This is a genomic window from Leptospira ellinghausenii, from assembly GCF_003114815.1.
Classification (GTDB): Bacteria; Spirochaetota; Leptospiria; order Leptospirales; family Leptospiraceae; genus Leptospira_A; species Leptospira_A ellinghausenii.
This window is the reverse complement of sequence record NZ_BFAZ01000006.1, coordinates 279,467-300,815: the sequence shown is the minus strand read 5'-3', so window position 1 is coordinate 300,815 and position 21,349 is coordinate 279,467. Positions and strand designations below refer to the sequence as shown.

At 38.5% G+C, this 21,349-nt stretch carries 19 protein-coding genes; 8 read left to right on the top strand and 11 right to left on the bottom strand.

The genetic code is table 11. The features are described from left to right. Window positions 1–98 precede the first annotated feature (98 nt). Entirely contained in the window at window positions 99–1,688 is a 1,590-nt protein-coding gene (locus tag DI076_RS06755) for a peptide chain release factor 3 (protein ID WP_108959186.1), read from the top strand. On the opposite strand, the gene DI076_RS06750 is transcribed toward DI076_RS06755, so the two are convergent. Genes DI076_RS06750 through DI076_RS06735 form a run of 4 tightly spaced genes read right to left on the bottom strand, consistent with a single transcriptional unit; the run spans window position 1,689 to window position 7,570 of the window. Beyond that, entirely contained in the window at window positions 1,689–3,602 is a 1,914-nt protein-coding gene (locus DI076_RS06750) for a PP2C family protein-serine/threonine phosphatase (protein ID WP_108959185.1), read from the bottom strand. Next, window positions 3,603–4,541 (bottom strand): LBF_2017 N-terminal domain-containing protein, encoded by a 939-nt coding sequence (locus tag DI076_RS06745; RefSeq protein ID WP_174705028.1) that lies wholly within the window; start codon window positions 4,539–4,541, stop codon window positions 3,603–3,605. Then, window positions 4,538–5,446 (bottom strand): FecR family protein, encoded by a 909-nt coding sequence (locus tag DI076_RS06740; protein ID WP_108959184.1) that lies wholly within the window; start codon window positions 5,444–5,446, stop codon window positions 4,538–4,540. The genes DI076_RS06745 and DI076_RS06740 overlap by 4 nt, the downstream gene beginning before the upstream one ends. Window positions 5,447–5,467: 21 nt before the next feature. Continuing rightward, entirely contained in the window at window positions 5,468–7,570 is a 2,103-nt protein-coding gene (locus DI076_RS06735) for a (Fe-S)-binding protein (RefSeq protein ID WP_108959183.1), read from the bottom strand. Between the two features lie 122 nt (window positions 7,571–7,692). Between DI076_RS06735 and mqnC the strand changes: the two genes are divergently transcribed. After that, entirely contained in the window at window positions 7,693–8,796 is a 1,104-nt protein-coding gene (mqnC, locus tag DI076_RS06730) for a cyclic dehypoxanthinyl futalosine synthase (RefSeq protein WP_108959278.1), read from the top strand. Between the two features lie 188 nt (window positions 8,797–8,984). On the opposite strand, the gene DI076_RS06725 is transcribed toward mqnC, so the two are convergent. Genes DI076_RS06725 through DI076_RS06715 form a run of 3 tightly spaced genes read right to left on the bottom strand, consistent with a single transcriptional unit; the run spans window position 8,985 to window position 11,730 of the window. Next, on the bottom strand, window positions 8,985–10,178 hold the full coding sequence (locus DI076_RS06725) for a GGDEF domain-containing protein (RefSeq protein ID WP_108959182.1): 1,194 nt from the start codon (window positions 10,176–10,178) through the stop codon (window positions 8,985–8,987). A 57-nt stretch (window positions 10,179–10,235) separates the two neighbouring features. Then, window positions 10,236–11,051 (bottom strand): GerMN domain-containing protein, encoded by an 816-nt coding sequence (locus tag DI076_RS06720; protein WP_108959181.1) that lies wholly within the window; start codon window positions 11,049–11,051, stop codon window positions 10,236–10,238. Window positions 11,052–11,085: 34 nt separating this feature from the next. Further along, the gene (locus DI076_RS06715; protein WP_245918307.1) at window positions 11,086–11,730 is read right to left on the bottom strand and encodes an HAD family hydrolase; all 645 of its coding nucleotides are present in this window, start codon (window positions 11,728–11,730) and stop codon (window positions 11,086–11,088) included. Between the two features lie 82 nt (window positions 11,731–11,812). Between DI076_RS06715 and DI076_RS06710 the strand changes: the two genes are divergently transcribed. From DI076_RS06710 to DI076_RS06700, 3 genes are read left to right on the top strand one after another with little or no spacing between them, the layout of a single operon-like run. Further along, window positions 11,813–13,021: a KamA family radical SAM protein gene (locus DI076_RS06710; protein ID WP_108959179.1), complete on the top strand. Its 1,209-nt coding sequence runs from the start codon at window positions 11,813–11,815 to the stop codon at window positions 13,019–13,021. Continuing rightward, on the top strand, window positions 13,018–14,010 hold the full coding sequence (locus tag DI076_RS06705) for a D-alanine--D-alanine ligase family protein (protein WP_108959178.1): 993 nt from the start codon (window positions 13,018–13,020) through the stop codon (window positions 14,008–14,010). Before DI076_RS06710 ends, DI076_RS06705 begins: the two co-directional genes overlap by 4 nt. Beyond that, window positions 14,007–14,675, top strand: a complete 669-nt coding sequence (locus DI076_RS06700) for an iron-containing redox enzyme family protein (RefSeq protein ID WP_108959177.1) — start codon at window positions 14,007–14,009, stop codon at window positions 14,673–14,675. Before DI076_RS06705 ends, DI076_RS06700 begins: the two co-directional genes overlap by 4 nt. On the opposite strand, the gene DI076_RS06695 is transcribed toward DI076_RS06700, so the two are convergent. The 4 genes from DI076_RS06695 to bfr are packed head-to-tail and all read right to left on the bottom strand — an operon-like array spanning window position 14,672 to window position 17,784. Next, window positions 14,672–15,010, bottom strand: a complete 339-nt coding sequence (locus DI076_RS06695; RefSeq protein ID WP_245918306.1) for a DCC1-like thiol-disulfide oxidoreductase family protein — start codon at window positions 15,008–15,010, stop codon at window positions 14,672–14,674. The two genes, DI076_RS06700 and DI076_RS06695, sit on opposite strands and share 4 nt — an antisense overlap. Before the next feature lies 1 nt (window position 15,011). After that, on the bottom strand, window positions 15,012–16,181 hold the full coding sequence (locus DI076_RS06690; protein WP_108959175.1) for an acetylglutamate kinase: 1,170 nt from the start codon (window positions 16,179–16,181) through the stop codon (window positions 15,012–15,014). Further along, window positions 16,178–17,281: a THUMP domain-containing class I SAM-dependent RNA methyltransferase gene (locus DI076_RS06685; RefSeq protein ID WP_372487279.1), complete on the bottom strand. Its 1,104-nt coding sequence runs from the start codon at window positions 17,279–17,281 to the stop codon at window positions 16,178–16,180. Before DI076_RS06685 ends, DI076_RS06690 begins: the two co-directional genes overlap by 4 nt. Before the next feature lie 26 nt (window positions 17,282–17,307). Beyond that, window positions 17,308–17,784, bottom strand: coding sequence for a bacterioferritin (bfr, locus tag DI076_RS06680; protein WP_108959277.1), 477 nt, complete (start codon window positions 17,782–17,784; stop codon window positions 17,308–17,310). A 78-nt stretch (window positions 17,785–17,862) separates the two neighbouring features. Between bfr and DI076_RS06675 the strand changes: the two genes are divergently transcribed. Genes DI076_RS06675 through DI076_RS06665 form a run of 3 tightly spaced genes read left to right on the top strand, consistent with a single transcriptional unit; the run spans window position 17,863 to window position 21,340 of the window. Beyond that, window positions 17,863–18,963, top strand: a complete 1,101-nt coding sequence (locus DI076_RS06675) for a thiolase family protein (protein ID WP_108959173.1) — start codon at window positions 17,863–17,865, stop codon at window positions 18,961–18,963. Next, window positions 18,963–20,024, top strand: coding sequence for a lipopolysaccharide heptosyltransferase II (gene waaF / locus DI076_RS06670; protein ID WP_108959172.1), 1,062 nt, complete (start codon window positions 18,963–18,965; stop codon window positions 20,022–20,024). The genes DI076_RS06675 and waaF overlap by 1 nt, the downstream gene beginning before the upstream one ends. Next, complete coding sequence (locus DI076_RS06665; protein WP_108959171.1) at window positions 20,021–21,340, top strand: aminopeptidase P N-terminal domain-containing protein; 1,320 nt, start codon at window positions 20,021–20,023, stop codon at window positions 21,338–21,340. Before waaF ends, DI076_RS06665 begins: the two co-directional genes overlap by 4 nt. The last annotated feature ends 9 nt before the right edge of the window (window positions 21,341–21,349 follow it).

Sequence of the window (21,349 nt, the reverse complement as noted above, 5' to 3'; positions counted from 1 at the left end):
ACATAATATTGTAGTCAACCCCTTCCTCAGAGAAAGGGCAAAGGAACCTTCTTTATTCTCGACAGAATCGCCAATTTAGGCAATATGGAATAGTCATTATGTCCCCTGATACCATTGAAAAAGAAGTCAATCGTCGGAAAACCTTCGCGATCATCGCTCACCCCGACGCTGGAAAAACAACCCTCACCGAAAAATTACTCCTTTACGGAGGTGCGATCCAACTCGCAGGGGCCGTGAAGGCAAAAAAGGAAGGTAAATCTGCTACTTCTGACTGGATGGCAATGGAAAAGGAAAGGGGGATTTCCATCACCTCTGCTGCCTTACAATTTGAATACAAGGGTCACATTCTTAATTTACTAGACACTCCAGGCCACGAAGACTTTTCAGAAGATACCTACAGAACCCTAATGGCTGCAGATACTGCTGTCATGGTGTTAGATGCTGGAAAAGGGGTCGAACCACAAACCATCAAGTTATTCCGAGTTTGCCGAGACCGAGGCATCCCCATCATCACCTTCATCAATAAAATGGATAGACCCACAAAAGATTTATACGCTCTTTTGGATGAAATCGAAAAGGTTCTTGGAATCAAAGCAGTTCCCGATGTTTGGCCACTCGGAACAGGATTTGATTTTAAGGGTGTTTATGATTTGAGGGATGCACAGTTGTATCTTTTTGATCGAACCCCAGGTGGAAAACAAAAGGCTGGTTTTCGAATGGCTGGGCCTAATGATCCGAGTCTCGACGAACAGTTCGATGAGGAAATTGTAAAGGCTTTCCGCGAACAAATTGACCTCGTGGAAAATGGCATTGGCCAAGTAGACAAAAACTCTTTTTTACTTGGAAAAGAAACTCCTGTGTATTTTGGGTCCGCAGTAAACAATTTTGGGATTGAGTTATTTTTAAATAAATTTTTGGAATTAGCCCCAGGGCCTGATCATATTCCTCTACGAGATGGAAATTACTTAGATCCTGTGAATGCTCCATTTAGTGCATTTGTGTTCAAAGTACAAGCAAACATGAATAAGGCGCACCGTGACCGAATCGCTTTTTTACGAATTTGTTCTGGTGTTTTTGAACGAGGACTAAACGTAAATCACAACCGTTTAGACAAACCAGTGAAGTTGTCTTCTAGCTTTGCATTTTTTGGACAAGACAGAAACACTGTCGATTTGGCATACCCAGGTGACATCATCGGTCTTGTGAATCCAGGAACCTATAAAATTGGTGACGTACTTTCAACTGGAAATACACCACCACTTAGACCACTGCCAAGTTTTGCTCCAGAACTATTTGCAACCATATCCTGTAAGGATACCTTACAATTAAAATCTTTCAAAAAAGGTTTGGACCAATTAGCAGAAGAAGGAATTTTACATTTATTCACATCACGAACGATAGGTGGTGGTGTACCAATTATTGGAGCTATGGGAAAATTACAGTTTGAAGTGTTCCAAAGAAGATTAAAGGATGAATACGGTGCCGATACATCTATCAACATCCTTCCTTACGGAATTTCTCGTTGGGTAAAAAAAGAAGACCGGCCAAAAATTCCATCAAATGCAAATTTGGTCGAAGATTTATTCGGGAATATGGCTTTATTGTTTGATACGGAATGGGATATGAATTATTTCCATAAAAATAATGAAAGTATAGAGTTATTAGACAACCCACCACTAGAAAATTAATTAGATGATATCAATTCCAATCCAGGTGATATCATCTAATAGTTCTTTTCCTTCAGAGTAAGATCGAATTTTAAAATCTAATTCTTGTTTGACGAATGACATGTGATTACTTGCCATTTGTCCAAAAAATTTGAGTAATTCCGCTTCCCACAATTTTTCCTGATTTCCATTTTCCACATCTTTTAAACCATCGGTGAATAAATAAAATCGATCATTTGTAATAATAGGAAATTCTAATATGCTTGGGTTGAGTTTCTGTATCATCCCAAACATAGGATTCAGTTTTTCATAACAATGGAATTTGCCATTGGAATAATGGAGCATTCCTGGGTGGCCTGCGTTTCCATAAAAAACTTTATTTAGATTCAAATCAAATAGTAAAAACAGAAAGGGAACAAAAGCATATGGGTCTGGAAAGTGAGTGCTTACACCTTCATTCATTTTTAATAAAATATTTTTGGGATCTGTTTCTGTTTTTGCAATTTGATGGAATAAAACTTTGAGTACAGTCATCATCATGGCTGCTTTCACTCCATGCCCAATTACATCTCCTAAAGCAAAAATATATCGATTTTCTCCTAAATCAATATAATCATAATAATCACCACCAACCTGGATGAGAGGTCTATATAGGATTTCATAATCTAGTTTTGGAAACATTTGAATTCGAGATGGCAGGTATTTTTTTTGCAAATCCTTTGCATATTCCATCTCTCTTTCAAATTCTAATCTTTTTTTCGTTATATTTTGTACCAGTATCAAAGCACCACTTGCGAATTGATTGTTTTGTTCTAAGAACCAAATTTGGTAGGTGATTTCTAGGAGTATGGTAGATCCATCACTGACAAATACTTCTAATTCCTCTTTTCGTAATTCTTGTGTACGGTCATTTTGTTCTTTGATCTCTCTTAAAAATTCAGATACTTCTGTTTTTAACCAATTTACTAAAGGTTCTTGGTAAATATAAACATCTGATACTTGTAGTTTTTCTTCAATGAATGGGTTTTCGAGAATTACATTTCCTAAGGAGTCGTAAAGAATCGCAGCATGAGGGTATTCATTTAAGATTAATTTTAGTTTTTGTTTGGATTCAATTTCTCTCAGTGAAATGAAGATGGAAAAAAGAAATGTGAAGAATAATATACCCACCAAGGTAGAGATATTGGTTTTTAAAGAGGAGAGAATTGGTTGTAATACTAGGTCAATGGGACTGACAACGAATAGGTGGATCGGAAGTCCATAAAGAGGAACACCAACCAGAAAAAAACCTAAATCATCTTTTTCGACTTCTTTTAGCGTTGGTAAATTGGAATTTGATTGTAAGGCAGATTTTGCTTTTTCTTTCCACTCTTCAGACACTAAAAAATTATCTTCAATAAATCCTGAAATTCCAAAGTTTCCATTTTGATTTAATAAAAACAATCCTTCATTTGGATCACTAAAAGAAGAATCAAGTAATGATTCTTCAATGAATACAGTAGGATAGAGATACATTCCTTCTTCCTCTGTGATTAAAAAATAAGAAGAAACTGTATTTGAATGCGTACAAGAAATCAATTGGAAGGAAGATTTTTTTTGGAACAAGTCTAAATCATTCGAACAAAACTGAATTAAATCAGAAAATTGTTTGAATGAGATTAATTCTCTTGTTGGGTTTGAAAATTCATTCTGAATGTGATTTCTGATTTGATTTTCTATATCGATCGCTAAAAGTTGAATGCGAATTAACTGGAACCTTTGGTTCCAATCCAAAGCTTCTTTGTATTCCACATAAATCATTCTTCCAATGAGTAAAGCATAAGGAAGTAAGATGAACAAAACCAATGAAAAAAAGAGCTTAACAAAGGATAAAGACCGTACTGCAAAAACAAAATTCGAAACAATCCTCCGCATTCGATTGAGGAGAGAATTCATTTACTCTGCCTTTTTTTGAGTCTGAATGAAAATTTGTTTTGGGACTTCTTCATTCCCTAAGCGGTCTACAGCACTGATTTCTAAGAGGATGTTTTTTTCACAACCTGAAAGGATGTCCTTCCAAGAAGACTCTAACCATACATTGTAATCGGAAACTTGGTCAGTACCACAGGTGGTTCTGTACCGAATGTTAGATAGACCAGATCCTTCATCGGAGGAACGGAGTAATAATCCATTTTTCGAAGAGATAAATGTAGTTCCATTTTTTTGGAATGGTGGTTCTAAAAAAGAAATCGATGTGACTGGTGGATTTGAATCCACTTTAAATTCCCAAACTTGCATCCCATCAGAAACTCCAATTTCATTTGTCACTTTGTATTCTAAACGGTAATGACCGTCTTTTGAAAAACGTAAAAGAGGAGATGTTGTCGTTTGCCAAGGACCACCATTGATTCTGTATTGGATACGAATCTTTTTATCTACGGAAGTGGGAACGATTGTAATTTGATTGGTTGTGAGAAATAACTCGGGTTTACCTTGACTTGACTCAATGGGAACAAGGACATCCGTTTTCACTGGGATTTTTGCGATCGGTTTGGCAACAGGTTTTGGTTTTTTGCCAAACACTGCCACTTGGTACAACTCTGTCCAAAATCCTCGCACCTTCCGTTTGGCGATTGCTCTGATTCGGAAAAATTCATATCCTTCTGGAATGAATAAACTTACAGGTCCTGGATTTGCCAATACTCGAAAGGGAATTTCTCCTCCCAATTCATCTGTTTTCCAAAGTTCAATTTCATATTGGATGATGTCTTCGCGATCTGGAACCAGTGCGAATTGGATTTGTTTTGCCTGTAAGTGAAAGTGGAGTGTGAAACAGATAAAGATGAGAAGGATACGGAATCGAGAAGATTGGAACCTTAAAAAACAGAAATTCATTTGTTTTCTGGAATGGGAGGATTGGGAACTGGGAAAGGTTTTAAAGGTGGTTTTCCTTTTTCGACAAAGGTTGCATACCCTGAGTTAACAAGAACTGTTACTTTTTCCGCAGTTACCGCAACACTTCCTTCGTAACAACTGAGAGTGGTATTTCCATTTTGGTCCACTTCCGTTAAAAAATCTGTTCCTTTGACAACAGATTCAGCAGATTCAGTTTTGAGTAAAAACATCTTTTGGTTAGGATTTGAGGTTTTGGGAATCAGAGAACGGATTCTACCTTGTCTTAAAAAAATTTCATCAGGTTCTGTTTCTGATTTTCCACGTTCCATAATGACGTGGCTATTTTCTGTGATTTCAAACCGAGAACCAGATAAAAAAATAAACTGTGCTTCCGATTCCTGTAAGGTTCTCACTTCATCCTTTGCATAAAGTCCTTCGCCATTTTTTGCCTTTGCCCAATCATTTTGTTTTTGTGAGAGTTTTAAAACTTCTGTAGTACCAGTAAACCGTTGTAAGTCGGCAAGTGGTTTTTTCCCTAAACTTTTTGGGATCCATAACTTCATTCCAGGAATGATCAAGTTTGGGTTATCAATTTGGTTAGATTTTAGAAGTTCTTTCCATTTCCTAGGATCGTCCAAATAGGTTTTGGAGATGATACTTAAGGTTTGACCTTTTTCAACAATGATGGTGATTCCATCTTCTGGGTTCGGTTGAATGGTTTGTTTTTTGGAATCTGCAAAGGTTTCTGAAATAGGAAAAAATAAGCTAAAAATGAATAGAGAATGGATGATAACAGAAAGTTTAAATAGATTGATGAAAAATACAAAGTCCAAAAAAGAATAACCGGTGTTACACTTTTTTGGACTTATGAAGAACCGAAAAAAGGGGAATAGGATATTTATCATCTAATTCCCCTTTTTTAACTGTTAGTCGATGTTTTCTGCGACTAGTTCCGCAATGTCTTTTACTTTTACGGAATCAATTTTTTCCGCAGCTTTGACACCATCAGTGATCATTGTGATACAGAATGGACAAGCAGTAGCGATTGTAGTAGCACCTGTATCGAGGAGTTGTCCTGTACGTTTGCTATTGACTCGCATACTTTCTGGGTTGGATTCATCCACGTGTTCTTCCATCCAGTACTGAGCACCACCCGCACCACAACAAAGTCCTTTGGAGTGATGGTCGACAGCTTCTTCAATTTTTCCACCGGATACTTTTTTCACAACATCACGAGGGTTGTCGTAATTGTTGTTATAACGTCCGATGTAACATGAATCGTGGTAAGTATACTTACCAGTGTTTGCATCATCAGCCACTTTCACATCGATTTTACCTTCCTTCGAAAGTTGGTTGATGTATTCGGAGTGGTGGATGACTTCGAAGTTACCACCAAATTGTGGGTATTCGTTTTTGATGGTGTTATAACAGTGTGGGCAAGCAGTTACGATTTTTTTAATACCGTATCCGTTGATCGTGTCCACGTTTGTTTGTGCTAGCGTTTGGTAGAGGTATTCATTACCACCCCGGCGAGCCGAGTCTCCCGAACATCCTTCTTCTGTTCCAAGGATACCAAAGTTTACATCCGCTTTTTGCATGATTTTTACGAAGTCACGAGAGATCTTTTTGTTTCTTTCATCAAAAGCACCCGCACAACCGACCCAGTAGAGTACGTCTACGTTTTTGTCTTCTGCTTCTGAAAGAACTTTTACATTTAAACCTTCTGCCCAGTCTGCACGAGTGTGTGCACCAACACCCCATGGATTGGAATTGTTTTCCATGTTTGTGAATGCTTTTTGGAGTTCTGGGCTCATCTTGGATTCTGCAAGAACTAAGTGACGGCGCATTTCAATGATGGCGTTTACTTGGTTGTTTCCAACAGGGCATGCTTCTACGCACGCATAACAAGTTGTACATCCCCAAAGAGCTTCTTCACTGAGGCCCTCGTGAGAATTGATCACTCCCGTATCAAGTGCTGCTACTGCTTCAGCTGCTTCTTCTGGCGTTTTACCAGCACGTGCAGCTGCTACTTCTGGCATTTTTTCCAACATCTGGTGTTTGAGCTCCACGATGATGGCTTTTGGATTTAAAACTTTACCAGTCCTGTTGGCAGGGCATTCCACTTGGCATCGTCCACATTCAATACATGACATACCGTCAAGTAGATTTGGCCAAGGGAAGTCTTCCACTCGGTTGGATCCCCAAACTGCATTTTCATCATCCAAATTGAGTTTGGAGAGTTGGCCTTTCGGAGTGTCAGTTGCTAGGAAGTAGTTAAAGGGAGCAAAAATTAAGTGAGCATGTTTCGAAGTAGGAACATACAACATAAATGAGAATACAGTGATGATATGGCCCCACCACATAATTTGGAAAACGATATCTGCAGAAGAGTTTGCGACTCCCACCGATTCCCAAAGTTTTCCAATCGAACCATCAATGAATCCAGCATGTGTATAGTAAGTTGCTGCAACCGTTTTGGCACCATTTCCAAGTAAGGTGGTCACCATTAGGGTTGCAATCATACTGATGACGATGGCAGAAGCTGGTGAGTGAACATCGAGACCTTTGGCTTTTTTAATCCAACGTCTCCAAGCAAAAAACCCAAGACCAGTTAACACTAAAATGGATACGTAGTTGACTGCTTGTTCATAAATATGGTTCGCTGCTTCACCAAATAAGAAATTAGGAAGTGCAAATTGGTAAGGATCTTCCATTGCATATCCAAATACACCTGCGATCATTTGGCTTGTTGTATGGATCGTATAGACGATAAATCCATAAAAAACAAACGCGTGCATGATCCCACGTATTGGTTCACGGAAGTTCTTTTTTTGTAAGATTACGTTTAGGAAAAAACTTTTTAAACGGAATCCGATGTTTAGGTTCTTTTTTGCATCTTCATTAAAAAATGCAGGACGACCGTTGAAGATCAATCCGAGCCTGTAAAGGATAGCGCGGACAAACACTACGTTTGCCACGACGAAAAAAGCTGTGAATAATAGGTGAAAGAGAATTCTTCCGATATCCATTTATATTTATGCCCTTAAGGTGTTTGGTATTTCCTAGGATTTCTATAGAAAAATCAATGTCCAGGAAAATTCGGTTTTTACAGGGATATGTCAGAAGATTTCCTGTCCAAGTAGGTAGAGATATGAACTTGTCCTCTTTTTCCCTGAACCCAAATGACCCAGCCGATGTTGTCCTGCTCAAAGCAGTGGACGGCAAACGAATCTCTCCTAGTGAAGCTCTCGTTTTATACAAAGATGGAGACTTTCTAAAAATCCAGATGGTAGCCCGCTACCTCCGTGAGAAGGTTAGGCCCCATACGGAAGCCAGTTATACCATGTTTCGGGTGGTGAATTATACCAATTATTGCAATGTTGAGTGCAATTTTTGTTCCTTTATGGATGAAATTGGAAATGGGAAGGGTTACGTTCTCTCCAAAGAGGACATCTTACAAAAGATGGACTACGCGGTAGAAGAAGGTGCTGACCAAATGTTCTTACAAGGAGGGGTTTATCCTGAACTTCCTTTCGAATATTATTTGGATGTGATTCGTACCGTGAAGGCAAAATACCCGAAGATGCACATTCGTGCCTTTTCACCCGTGGAAGTGATCAATTTAGAAACCATTACAGGAAAACCTCTCAGGGAAGTGTTACAAATCCTAAAAGAAGTTGGTCTTGATTCTGTGCCTGGGGCTGGTGCTGAAATCCTAACCGAAAGGATGCGCCAAATCATCTCTCCGAAAAAAGCCTCAGTAGCGGAATGGGTGCGAGCCATGGAAACCTGCCATGAAGTGGGACTGAGAGGCTCTGCCAATATTGTCTTTGGATCGGAAGAAACAGAAGAGGAAGTCATCGAACACTTACAAGTGGTGCGAGATTTACAGGACAGAACGGGTGGATTTTTGTCTTTTATCCCTTGGACTTTCCAACCCCAAACCAAACGGTTTACAGTAAGACCTGTTCCGACACATGAATACCTAAAGGTTCTCGGAATTTGCAGAATTTTCTTAGACAATATCCCACACATCGAAACATCCGTGATGGTACTTGGAAAAGGTGTGGGCCAACTTGCTTTGTATTCAGGTGCGGATGATATCTCCTCTGTTGTGATCGAAGAAAATGTCCTCAGGTCGTTTGGTTTAAAAACAGAAAAGGAAGCGAGAAAGTTTTTGCAAGAAGGGGGATTTCGTCCAGTCCGCAGAAACCTCGATTACGAAGAAGTCAGTTCTCCACTAGAAATTGTATGAATTCATTCGAATTTTAAGTTCCATCCCCAGAATCGATAATTGGGATCTCACTTGTGTTTTTATAAAAAAAAAGATGGGGGATATTTCCCCATCTCGTAAGTTTTACACCTTATCCGTAATGGACATAAACTGAGAATCAGTCTCAGTTGTAAGACTAGATTCGAATCCCATTTCCGTCGATCATTTTTTTACATTTCTAGGAGTGTGATGCGGTTTCGGCCTTCATTTTTGGAGGTGTAAAGCGCAGTGTCTATTTTATGATACAGTTCGTCAAAACTAGGATCGTCTTCTGGGTGGAATAGAGTTCCACCAATCGAAACTGTTAAAGTAAGGGACTCGCTCGGGTTGTTGTAGATCGGAATTTGTAATTCTTCCATTTTTTCCCTGATGGATTCGGTTAAGGTATGTAGTCCCTCTTTATCAATCGGTGAAACTAACAAACAAAACTCATCTCCTCCAATCCTTGCCGCAATGTCTGTGATCCGAGTTCTGGATTTTAACGTTTTGGCAAATGCTTGGATGGCAATGTCACCTTGTTTGTGCCCATAACGATCGTTAATGGTCTTTAGTTTGTCCAAATCTAAAATTACTAAACCAATCACAAATCCTTCTCGGTGTGATCTTTTTTTATACAGATCAAATTGTTCTAATAGATGCCTTCGGTTAAAAAGTTCTGTCATGGAATCTACGCGGGATAAATCTTCAATTTTCTGATTGATACGAAGGAGTTTACCCACTGTTATATGGAGTTTTTCTTTGACTCGATACTCTTCAAATCTCCAGTAATTGATGAGAAAGTTTGCAACAATCCCAAATGCTAGCAAAAATGATACAATGAGAACATCTTGGTAGAAAAAATAACGATCAAATCCTTGGATGCGGGAATAATTCAAATGTAAGGGAATAAAAATGGAAATATAAATCAAAGAGAGGATACAAATTCGAATCGGTTCTAACCAGAGTAAAATGGAAGCTCCGGCTATCACGATAGCAGAACCGAATAAATAATAAGCATGATTGGGATTATCAAAAACCATCATCGGGATATAAAGAGTTACGAGTCCAATAAGAACAAGACTCGTGATTCCTAGGATTTGTTTTTGGTATTGTTTGATTCCTCGTTTTGCTAAGAGGTAAACGGAAAAACAAATCGCAAGAGATGAAATTCGAAAAAATGCAATCCAAAAACTAGCTTCCTTGGTTCTCACAAGTGAGTCTACAAACAACAACGATATGATGGATGTGACGGCGGTCATCACACTGAAGATTTGTAAGGATGAAGCGATATCATCTAAATTTGTGGAGATAAAGTCTGGGTGGTAGGGGCGTAGAAATAATTTACGCAATACAAAACCGTATCGTTTGAATGTGTACCTACGCATGGTGGAAACCAATCTTGAGAATACAGTTTGTCGTTTCGTTGTAAACCATTTAGTGGGTTAGAACAAAATCACTTTTCGTTGTGTTTTGGCCAAAACATCCGGTAAGGACATTCCATCACTTCCCAAAGTTCGGATCCTTTCACCATTCGAGTATAGTACAACTCCTTGGATTCCGAAATTTCCGACATAGGTAAAGGTAATTTGGTCCAATCGGTCTTTTAAGATTTCCATGCTCCCACCAGAATTCAACTCTTCCGAAATGGAAATGTGTAAGATTCCATCTTCTAAACGGTAGTTTGGTTCCATTCGGATTTTTTTGGAGAGAGCAGAAAGCACACCCTTTGATTTTTCAGTAGATGTGGGGCCTTTGGTGAGTTCTTGGAATAAAAATACAATTGGATCCCCACCAGGAAATTCTCTGGTGAGCTTTACGAGTTGGGACTGGCTATTTTTTCCAGAACCATAAAATTTAAGAAAGTAAACAGGAAGGTATCCAGGTTCTGCACTGATTCGTTTTCCCGCACCTGGGAATCTGTCTTCTGGGAGGGTGATTTCAGGAATCGTTTCATCGATGACTTTTGTTTGTTTGGTGGACTTTGGATTTGTTGGGTAAGAATGATTAAATACTTCTTCTTCCCAATTTAAATCATCCTCAAAGGTTTCACTTTGGAAAGGGTCCACTGGTTCGGCAAATTTTGTTTTATCAACTTGTTTTCCGATATTCCGAAAACCTTGTTTCGGAAAAAAATTTCCTGAAACTTTCGGATCAAAGCCCATAGACTTTTCAATTAGGACGAGTACAAAGAAGATCCCGCCAAGGAAATAGCGTAATGATTTCCATTTGTCTTCTTGGATTTGGGGATGTACCGCCACACTATCAATGTCGGAATTGTATTGAATTTCGAATTTAAAAAAATTGTTTCAAATTCGTTAAATCGTCGAATTTCCAATCAAAGTCAGGGATTTCGCCTGGAACTCCATGACCATAGGTGCAAAAGCCAAAAGGGCATCCATTCTGCCTCGCCGCTTCCCAGTCACTGAACCGATCTCCGATCATTGCAATGGAATTTGGCTCTAAACTGTATTTGCGTACATACTCTGCTAAAATTTCACCTTTGGTGTGGATGGTCTCTTGGTTGATCACAACAATGGGTTCAAAGTATTGTAATACACCAGCTGTATCGAGAACGGTTTCGATATAAGGTTTTCGTCCATTGGATGCGCAAGTGATGGTATACCCTTTTTCTTTCAGGTAATGAATGGTTGAACCAACACCAGCGTAAAAATCACCACCACCGCTTCGGATGGAATCACAGAGTAAATCTAAAACTCTGGAGGAAATGGAATCTCGTTCGGACTCTGGTAATGAGGGGAGAAGGTTTGCAAAAATAGTCCGCACTGGTTTTCCAATTTCATTGATGATCTGATCGTGTGTGGGTAGGGATGTAATTTTTCCCGTTTTCTTAGCAAACTCTTCGATTGCCTGCACATACGTCTTAAAGATTATGGATTCTGAGGAAAATAAGGTCCCGTCGACATCGAAGGCGACCATACGGATTTCCCCCAAGCGGTTTTCTTGCATTACCACCAGAAAAGAATTTGGTGGTCTGTTGGCAAGTAAGGAATAAAATCTTATGCTCGTGCAAAACAGTTTATCAGAAATTCTTCGGGCCAGAGAAGAATTGTTTTCCAAGACGATTTGGACTGATCCCACATCACAGTTGCAAAACCGAGTGAAGGGGGAGGATCTTTCTCGTTATTTTTTACTCACTGAATCAGAAAGGATTGGGATCCAACAAACCATCCGGTTACTGGTTTCGACCACTCCTTATTATTTATCTTTATCTGATCCCACCGACCCCAACTGTCCCATTCGAAGGATGATAGTGCCAACAGCGGATGAGGCAGTATTTTCTTTAGAAGAAAGTTCCGATCCATTGGATGAGGAGAGACTAAGTCCTGTTCGTGGGCTCACTCATATGTATCCAAATCGTGTCCTTTTGTTCTCAAACCATTCGTGCAGTGTGTATTGTCGCCATTGTATGAGAGGGAGAAAGGTATCTTCCAATGGGGAAAGGATGGAAAAATCAGATTTAGAAACAGCATTTGCTTACATTCGAAACCATACTGAAGTAGAGGATGTAGTGGTTAGTGGGGGAGATCCTTTGAATCTTGCGGATTCTAGGCTTGAGTGGATTTTACATGAATTGAACCAAATCCCTCATGTTCGAATTTGTAGACTTGGCACAAGAAATCCAGTTACCTTGCCATTTCGCATAACAGATGAATTGTGCAAAATCATTGAAAGGTATAATGATGACAATTTATCGATTTTCTGTCATACCCAATTCAATCATCCAAAGGAATGTACAAAAGAATCTAAGGATGCAATTTTACGCCTGTTAAAAGCTGGAGTGTCGGTAGGGAATCAGGCAGTATTACTCAAAGGCATCAATGATGATGAAGAAATAATGCTCACACTTCATAAGAAGTTATTGGAAATGCGTGTTCGCGCGTATTATCTTTATGACCCTGAGCTCATTCCTGGTTCGAGGGGATTTCGCACTCCACTTGCACGTGGAATTGAAATCGTTGAGTATATGCGAGGAAAAATTGGAGGGATGGGCATTCCTCATTTTGTGAATGATCTTCCTGGTGGTGGTGGTAAAATTACGATAGGTGCCAATTGGTATTTAGGTTATTATCCAAAAACAAGACAACATGCCTTTCGTTCGGCGGTAACCAAAAAAATACATTTTTCATTTGAACCAGTTGGTTCTGACAAAGAATCTTATTATCCAATTGTTTCAGAAGCTGATTGGGAGAAATACCAAGCCGAATGAAAACCGTCATTCTTGCATGTGACATTTATAATCCGGACTATCCAAAACATTCCCAAGAATGGGAATCGGAAGAGACCATATTCCATATGGAAAAAACAATTATCTCCTTAGGGTATGATGTTGTGTCACTTTCGGACGCAAAAGAAATCACATCCGTTCTTTCAAATATTCCAAAGGGTAACAGGGAAAATTGGATAGTATGGAATCTTGTGGAAGGTTATACTTCTGCCTCTAGGGAAGCATACATACCTGCGTTATGTGAATATTTAGGGATTCCTCATACTGGAAGTTCTGCTGCAGTCCAATGTACCACTTTGGATAAATATAAAACCAAACTTTTTTTGCGTTCGATGGGTATCCGAGTAACGGATTCAGAACTTCTAACAGAATTTCAATCACAACCAAATCTCCATTTTCCTGTCTTTGTGAAACCCAACGGAGAAGGATCGAGTTTGGGAATTTCGGAATCGAATACAATCCAAGATCAGAGAGAATGGGAGATTCAAATTCCCATGTTTCTCAGGGAATATTCTCCACTTTTAGTGGAACCATTTTTATCAGGCAGGGAACTTACAGTTGGTGTGATTGGAAATTTGAATCACTACCAAGTTTTACCCATGGCCTTTGTGGATACTCCTAATGGCATCTACCATGAAGGAATCAAATCAAAATCAGAATTTTTAGAATCTTTGGATTTCGAAGTTCCCATTTCCCTCCAAAAGGAATTAGAATCCACTTCGTTTAATATCGCAAATTTACTCGGAAGTTCAGGTTATCTTAGAATCGATTTTAAATTGGAAGAGGAAATTCCTTACTGTTTAGAAGTCAATGCTACACCTGGTTTTTCTAAGATTTATTCCACCTTGCCAATGTTATGGGAAAGAGCTGGAAAATCATATTCGGAATTATTAGAATTATGTATCAATTTGGGTTTTGAGGAATACCAAACTCATCCTCGTTACCAGTATGGAAAGGACCAAATCGTATGAATCTCATTGGAATGTTAAAAAGGGAAGTGGAAACACATTCTGTTTTACAAGCAAAGTGGCTAAAAGAAAGAAACATTAAAATGACTTTCGATGATTTAATACTTTGGCTTAGCCAAGAATACTTTGTATCCATTGGTTTTGTTGATTGGTTTTTGTTAGTAGCTGCCAATACTAGAGACCAAAATGCCAAAATAGTCCTTGTTGAAAATATTTGGGAAGAGTTGGGAGAAGGTAAAATCTCCGAGACACATGTATCGATACTAACAAATTTTTTAGAACAACTTGGGTTCGATTTTTCAGCACATCAAATTTTACCTGAAACAAAAACCTATTTAGAGAAAATGAGATCGGTAATTGATTTAGGATTTTATTATGGATTAGGAGCTCTTGGACCTGCCAACGAATACTTACTCAAATTGGAGTATTCACAGATTGCGAACGCTTACCACCAATTGAAAAAAGAATTAAATTTACCAGAAGGAAAGTTTTTTCAGGTAAATTTGGATGCAGACGAAGGGCATAGCAAACGCTTGTTTGATCTGATTGAAACTGTTTGTTTTACAGAGGAATCTAAAAAACAAGTGATGGAAGGGAACCGATTGGCATTGGATGCAAGGGAAGATTTTTATTTAGGATTGTCTCGTTTGGATGAAGTGAAACTCTAAACAAATGATTTCTTAAATTTTTTTAGAATCATCATCACAAACATTCCTAAAAAAGGAAATAGTGGCAAATATAGAATCCAAACAAAATACCGAAACAATCTTACATTCCATAACAAAACTCGAACTCCAAAAAAACCAGGGAAGCGATTCCCATCTTGGATGATTTGTACTTCTCCTTTGCATTTATCCCTTGTTAATTGAGGATGGATTTTATTTAATTCCTCTTCAGACAATGTATGGTAAGAAACAATCTCGATTGGTTGGATGGATCGATTTTGCAAAGAGTGAGCCAATTGATTACAAAAGGAACATTCTCCATCAAAAATTAGTTTCATTTTATACATCCGAGGATGGATTTGGTAATCCAAAGTCTTCTGGTTGGGATTTAAGAAGAGATATGATTCCAGGGATGAGTGATTGGTCCACACCGAGCCAATAATAATACCAAGAACTGTCCTTTTCTATGCCTTGTGCGATTGACATATACCATTTATTAATTGTATTGTCAGGTTTACTCCGCCAAAAAAGAGGACTACAATGTTCTAAGATTTGGTCCCATATGTCTCGGCCAACACCTGCACCACGTGCCACACCATTGACTGCAAATTTTGATAATAAATAACCGTATTCGGTTTTTTGCATCCAAGCACAGGCCCGATAGGATTCTTCCAAAAATAATACATCAAACTTACTTTGAAAAAAATCTGGTTTTAGTTTTTTCCCAAATGATTCTTCAATCAAACGAAAGAGACGCACCATATCCACACCATCAGTGGATTCGAACTTATGGATTTTGTTTTTCCGTTTTACAAGTGTTCCACTTCCCTTTACTGTAAAAAGTTCCGTTAACAATGTGAATGGTGAAGTGAGAACAATACTGAATTTTGGATCCTCAATTTTGGAAAGCATTGCCTCTGAAAGTTGGATGAATTCTTTTTGGCTTTCGGTAATAGTGACTCCACTAGGAACAGGAAAGGTATTTTCCATTTGTAGGATTGATTTTACTTTTCCAGAATTTGGATCTTTGAATGGACCATCGATGGACACATAGATCACTTTTGATGAATGTAAAATTGCCCTACATCGATCTAAGACGGATTCAAGTTTTTCAATTTCATCGTTCCAAAGTAGGATGGGGATTTTTTTCTTTTGAATGGAAGTTTTAACCGATTCACGAAGTGGTTCTTCTCTTGCGATGATTTCATAAGAAAAACCTAATGTCTTTTCATCGTTTGGATTGGCTCCCATTTGTTCGAGTGGGAAAAAAACTTTTAAGTATTGGAAACTATCCTCTTCCAACACAACAAACGGAAATAAATCCAACTGGTAGAGGAGTTTTAAGTCAGAAAATAAAGCCTCGGAACTTTCAAAGATGGTTTCGGAATCAGCATATAGAATGGCAAAAGATTCGGGAGAAAGGGATTGGAATTCTTTTAAGAAGAGTAGTCCATCTCTTGGATCTCTTGTGATTTCAAAAACACGACTTAAAATGTCCTTTGATTTCATTTCCCCCCTCGTAATTCATAATCTACGATTTTTGCCTTTAAATTTGCATGTTTGAGTGTGATGTGTTTGTTTTCCTTTAAACCGAATTTTCCAAGGAGTGAAAAATCAGCACATAAAACTGTAAATTTCCACCCGCCAAATTCGTTTTTTAAAACTCGGCCAAACTGAAAGTACATCTCACGTAGATCTTCCATTGGTTTTCCGATACGGTCACCATAAGGAGGGTTTGTGACCAAATGGCCTTGGGTTCCAAATGTATTTTTAAGTGTTAAACAATCCGCAACTTCAAATTTGATAAAATCTTCCACTCCCGCTTCATAGGCATTTTCTTTTGCAATGCGTATGGCTTCTGGGTCTATATCAAATCCAAAAAGATGAGGAGAAGTTGGGTTTTCCTTTTTACGTTCTGAGAAAACATAAGTTGGAAATAAAGTTTGGAAAATAGGGGATTCTGCAAAAAGGAATCTATTAATTTCACCAAACAGGCGTTCTCTGAGTGCAGCTTCGATAAGAACTGTCCCCGATCCGCACATTGGGTCGACTAAAGTTTCCCCTTCCTTCCAATCAGACATCTCGAGCATTGCTTGTGCAATGGGTTCTCTCACAGGTGCATTTCCTGCATGGAGTCTGTAACCTCGTCGTCCTACGGGATCGCCGGATAACGAAAGTTCGACGCTGAATCGATCAGTATGTGACCTGACAACAATTGTAATATCAGCTGATCGTTTTTCAATTTCGGGTAGAGGGACTTTTTTCGCACGAAGTCGGTCAAGGATCGCATCCTTCGTCCGATGCATCGTGAATTCTGAATTTTTTAATTTGTCTTTGGTTTCCGCATCAATGCGAAAACTAACATTGGGTCCAATGTATTTTTCCCATGGGATCTCGGATGTTTTGGTATAAAATTCGTCGTAGTTTTGCGCATTGTCATGAAGGAGTTGCAAATTCACACGAGAGGCAAATTTGGTATGGATGGCAAATTGGATCACATCCTCTTTTTTGCCCGAGAAAAAAATTCCACCACGATTGTTATTGCTGATTTTAAGATGAAAGGATTGGATTTCTGTTTCCAAAAGCGGAGAAAGTCCTTCTCCGCAAATGGCATGATAGGTGGGATGTGTAGGTTTTATTCCGAATCTCCTAATTTTTGAGCCAAATAGTTTTGTAAACCAATGGATTCAATGAGCGAAACTTGAGTCTCAATCCAATCAATGTGTTCTTCTTCAGAGACTAGTATTTTTTCCAAAAGTTCTCTTGTTCCATTGTCTTTACTTGCCACACAGATATCAATCCCACGGTTCAATCGTTCTACAGCATTGTATTCCAATTGTAAGTCATGTTGTAACATCTCAGGAACGGTTTGGCCTACATTGATTTTCATGTACTTTTGTAAGTCAGGAATACCATCAAAATAGAGAATCCGTTCCATGATTTCGTCAGCATGTTTCATTTCTTCGATGGATTCTTTTCTAAGATACTCGGCAAGTTCCATGTATCCCCAGTTTTTGCATAATTTTGCGTGAATGAAATACTGATTGATGGCTGTGAGTTCCGCAGATAGAACTTCTGCTAATATGTCGATTACTTCTTTTTTTCCCTTCATATGGGTAACCTCAAATTCTCGGTTCAATTGGAAAGATAATTGGTTTTCATAGAATAGGCAAGCGGAAACTATATTCGAATGAAGAAAGTTTACATTCACAATCCATCAATGAGTGTATTTGGTAAACACAAAGGATCACAACTCGATTTGTCCTCTCTTACCGCAAAACAATCTGTACATGAGTTTCAATCTCACAAAATTCAATTCATCATCTATGCAAGTTTTTCACCTGATTCCTATAATCAGGAATTTCACCTTTCAGCAAAAATTGCCGCTAGGTTAGGACTGAAGGATCTATATTCCATCCGAATGGAAACTGCATCCTCTTCCGGTGCGGCGGCCTTCCAGTTGGGAGTGAATTTGATTCTCAGTGGTCGGTTTGATCATGGTCTTGTGATTGCAACAGAACTCATGTCACAACTGAACCGAGAAGAAAGTAATTTATTGTTAGGTTCTGTCCTTTCTGATTCACAACGCAAACTGGGAATGTCAATGGCACAAGGTGGTGCCATGATCACAAATCAATACCTACATGAGTATGGGTATGAGGCAGAGGATTTGTTTGCCATTGCTAAAAAACTGCATGACAATGGGTTACAGAATCCAAAGGCACATATCAAAAAAAATCTAACTCTGGAAGAATACAAAAACCAACCAAAGATTTCAAGTCCCCTGGGGCTTTATGACATCTCACCCTTATCTGATGGGTCTGCTGCTCTCATTTTATCGAAAGAACCTAGTGCAGTGTGTGTCAAAGGAATGGGATCTGGTTTGTCTCCTTTTCTTACGAGTGCAGAACCCAGTTTTTTAGCCAATCGGATTGCATTTGCCAAGGCCTATGAAGAGGCAGGAGTGGGACCAAATGACATCCATTTTGCGGAGTTACACGATGCATTTACCCCTTTTGAACTTGTGGGTGCCGAAGACGCTGGATTTTTCAAACGCGGAGAGGCCTTATTCCAGGTAAAGGCGGGTCTCACACACCCAAAGGGCAAATTACCGATCAATGCTTCCGGTGGTCTTAAATCCCGGGGTCACCCCGTAGGGGCATCGGGACTTGCTCAAATTGTGGAACTTTGTAGGTTCTTTTCTGAATGGCCTGAAAAGCGGTTGGCAGTAGCACAAAGTATAGGTGGACTAGCTACAAACAACTTTGTGTCGATATTAGAAAGAGTCTGATGCCTGAAAAAATCCTCATCATCCAAACCGCTTTCCTTGGCGATTTAATCCTCTCTACCTCCTTTTTCCACGCTGTGAAAATGGAACACAAGGAAAGCGAAATCCATGTGTTAGTCAATTTAGGTACAGAATCAGTTTTAGAGCATAATCCTGATATAACGCAAGTTTGGTGTCTTGATAAAAAGAAAATCAAAAAAAATCCATTTTTTTTCTTAAAATTCATCCAAAGATTAAGAAAAGAAAAATTCGATAAAGTGTATTCTCCCCATTTTTCTTATCGTTCTAGTTTGATTTCTTTTTTCACAAAGGCAACCATTCGGATTGGCTACAAAGAATCTGGATTTTCCTTTTTGCATACTAAGTTGGTTCCAAGGCCAAAACAAGGCCCACACGAGGTGGAAAAATTATTTTCACTTTTGTTTGAACCCTATGATTTCCCAACAGGAAGGGAACGAAGGCCCTATTTATATCCAAGTGAAGAAGACAATTCTTCCTATCTTTCCAAACGGTCAAAACTTCTCAAAAACGAAACAGGTTACATTTTAATTGCTCCCTCTTCTTTATGGGAAACAAAACGGATGCCAGAAGAAAAATTTGTGAGTGTGATCACACAGATTTTGAGAAAAAGAAATGAATCGGTGATTCTCATTGGAAGTAAGGCAGATCTAGAAATCCACGATCAAATCTTTCGAATGATGAAAACAGAACCTTTGGAAATCAAAGAAAGAGAGAGGTTACTTTCTTTAGTAGGTCAAACAAGTTTAAAAGAACTAATGGTTTGGATCCAAAATGCAACAGCCATCATTTCAAATGATTCGAGTCCCATTCATTTTGCTTCTGCGTTTAATACACCTACAGTTATGATCTACGGCGCAACAATTCCAGAATTTGGTTATGGAAGTTTGTCTGACAAACATCGAATTATGCAAGTGAATGGTCTAAATTGTAGACCCTGTGGAATTCACGGTGGAAGGATTTGTCCAGAAGGTCATTTTCGTTGTATGTTAGACCAAAACCCCGTTCGCATTTTTGAAGCACTTGAGGAAGTGATTAAAACATGAAACAACCGCATTTAAAATCCAAAGAATATGATGCTGATACGTATCAAAAAAGAATCTCTAAAGTTCAGAAAAGATTAAAAAATGGAGAAATTCTGATTCTTTTTGCGGCGAATCATAAAATTCGTAACCGTGATGTAGAGTATAAGTTTAGACAAAACTCTGATTTTTATTATCTAACTGGGATTAAAGAAGAAGATTCAATTTTGATCGTAACATCCGAAGCTGTTGGTATGTTTTGTTTGCCAAAGGACAAAGAGAGAGAGATTTGGACTGGGATTCGATTAGGAAAAGATAAAATCAAATCGATGTTAGGTTTGAATTTTGTTTATGATTTAACTGATTGGGAAAAACAGAAATCAGCAATTTTAATAGGAAATCATACATTATATTATTTTTTTGGTGAAAACCCAGATAGAGACCGTGAACTTTTATTAGAATGTAAAAATCTATCAGAAAGAGCAAGAGAAGGGAAATTTGGACCACATCGAATTGAACATCCCAATTTTTTACATGAAGAACGTCTCACCAAATCAAAAGAAGAAATCCAAATTCTGAAAAATGCAGCAGAAATCACCAAACTTGGACATATGCGGATCATGCGAGAAAGTAAACCTGGTATGTACGAATATGAGCTGGAGGCGTTACTCGAACAAGAATACTTAAAGTATGGCTCAATTGGTGGAGGGTATGGACATATTGTAGCATCTGGCAAAAATGCATGCATTCTGCACTATGTAAACAATGATGACAAACTTTCGGATGGAGATTTGGTTCTAGTTGATTCAGGTGCGGAATGGAATTATTATACGGCTGATGTGACGCGAGTTTTCCCTGTTGGTAAAAAATTTTCCGAATCACAAAAGATGATTTATGAAGTAGTATTGTATGCACAAAAAAATGCAATCCAACATTCGGTCGCAGGAATTCCGTTTAATGAAGTCCATGAAAAAACAGTTCGATTTTTATCAGACTGCCTTCGTGAAATGGGATTTTTAAAAGGGAATCTGGATGAAATATTAGAAAAAGAAACCTATAAGAAGTTTTATATGCATCGCACGGGACATTATTTGGGTATGGATGTTCATGATGTGGGAAGATACTTTTTAGAAGGTAAATCAAGGCCTTTAAAAGACGGGCAAGTGGTTACTGTAGAACCAGGATTGTATTTTGATCCAAATGATGAATCAATTCCAAAAGAGTTTCGTGGGATAGGGATCCGTATTGAAGATGACATTCTCATTAATGGTAAAACGCCTATCAACTTAACAGAGTCCATTCCGAAGGAAATTTCAGAAATCGAATCTCTGAAAGTGTAACGATTTTAG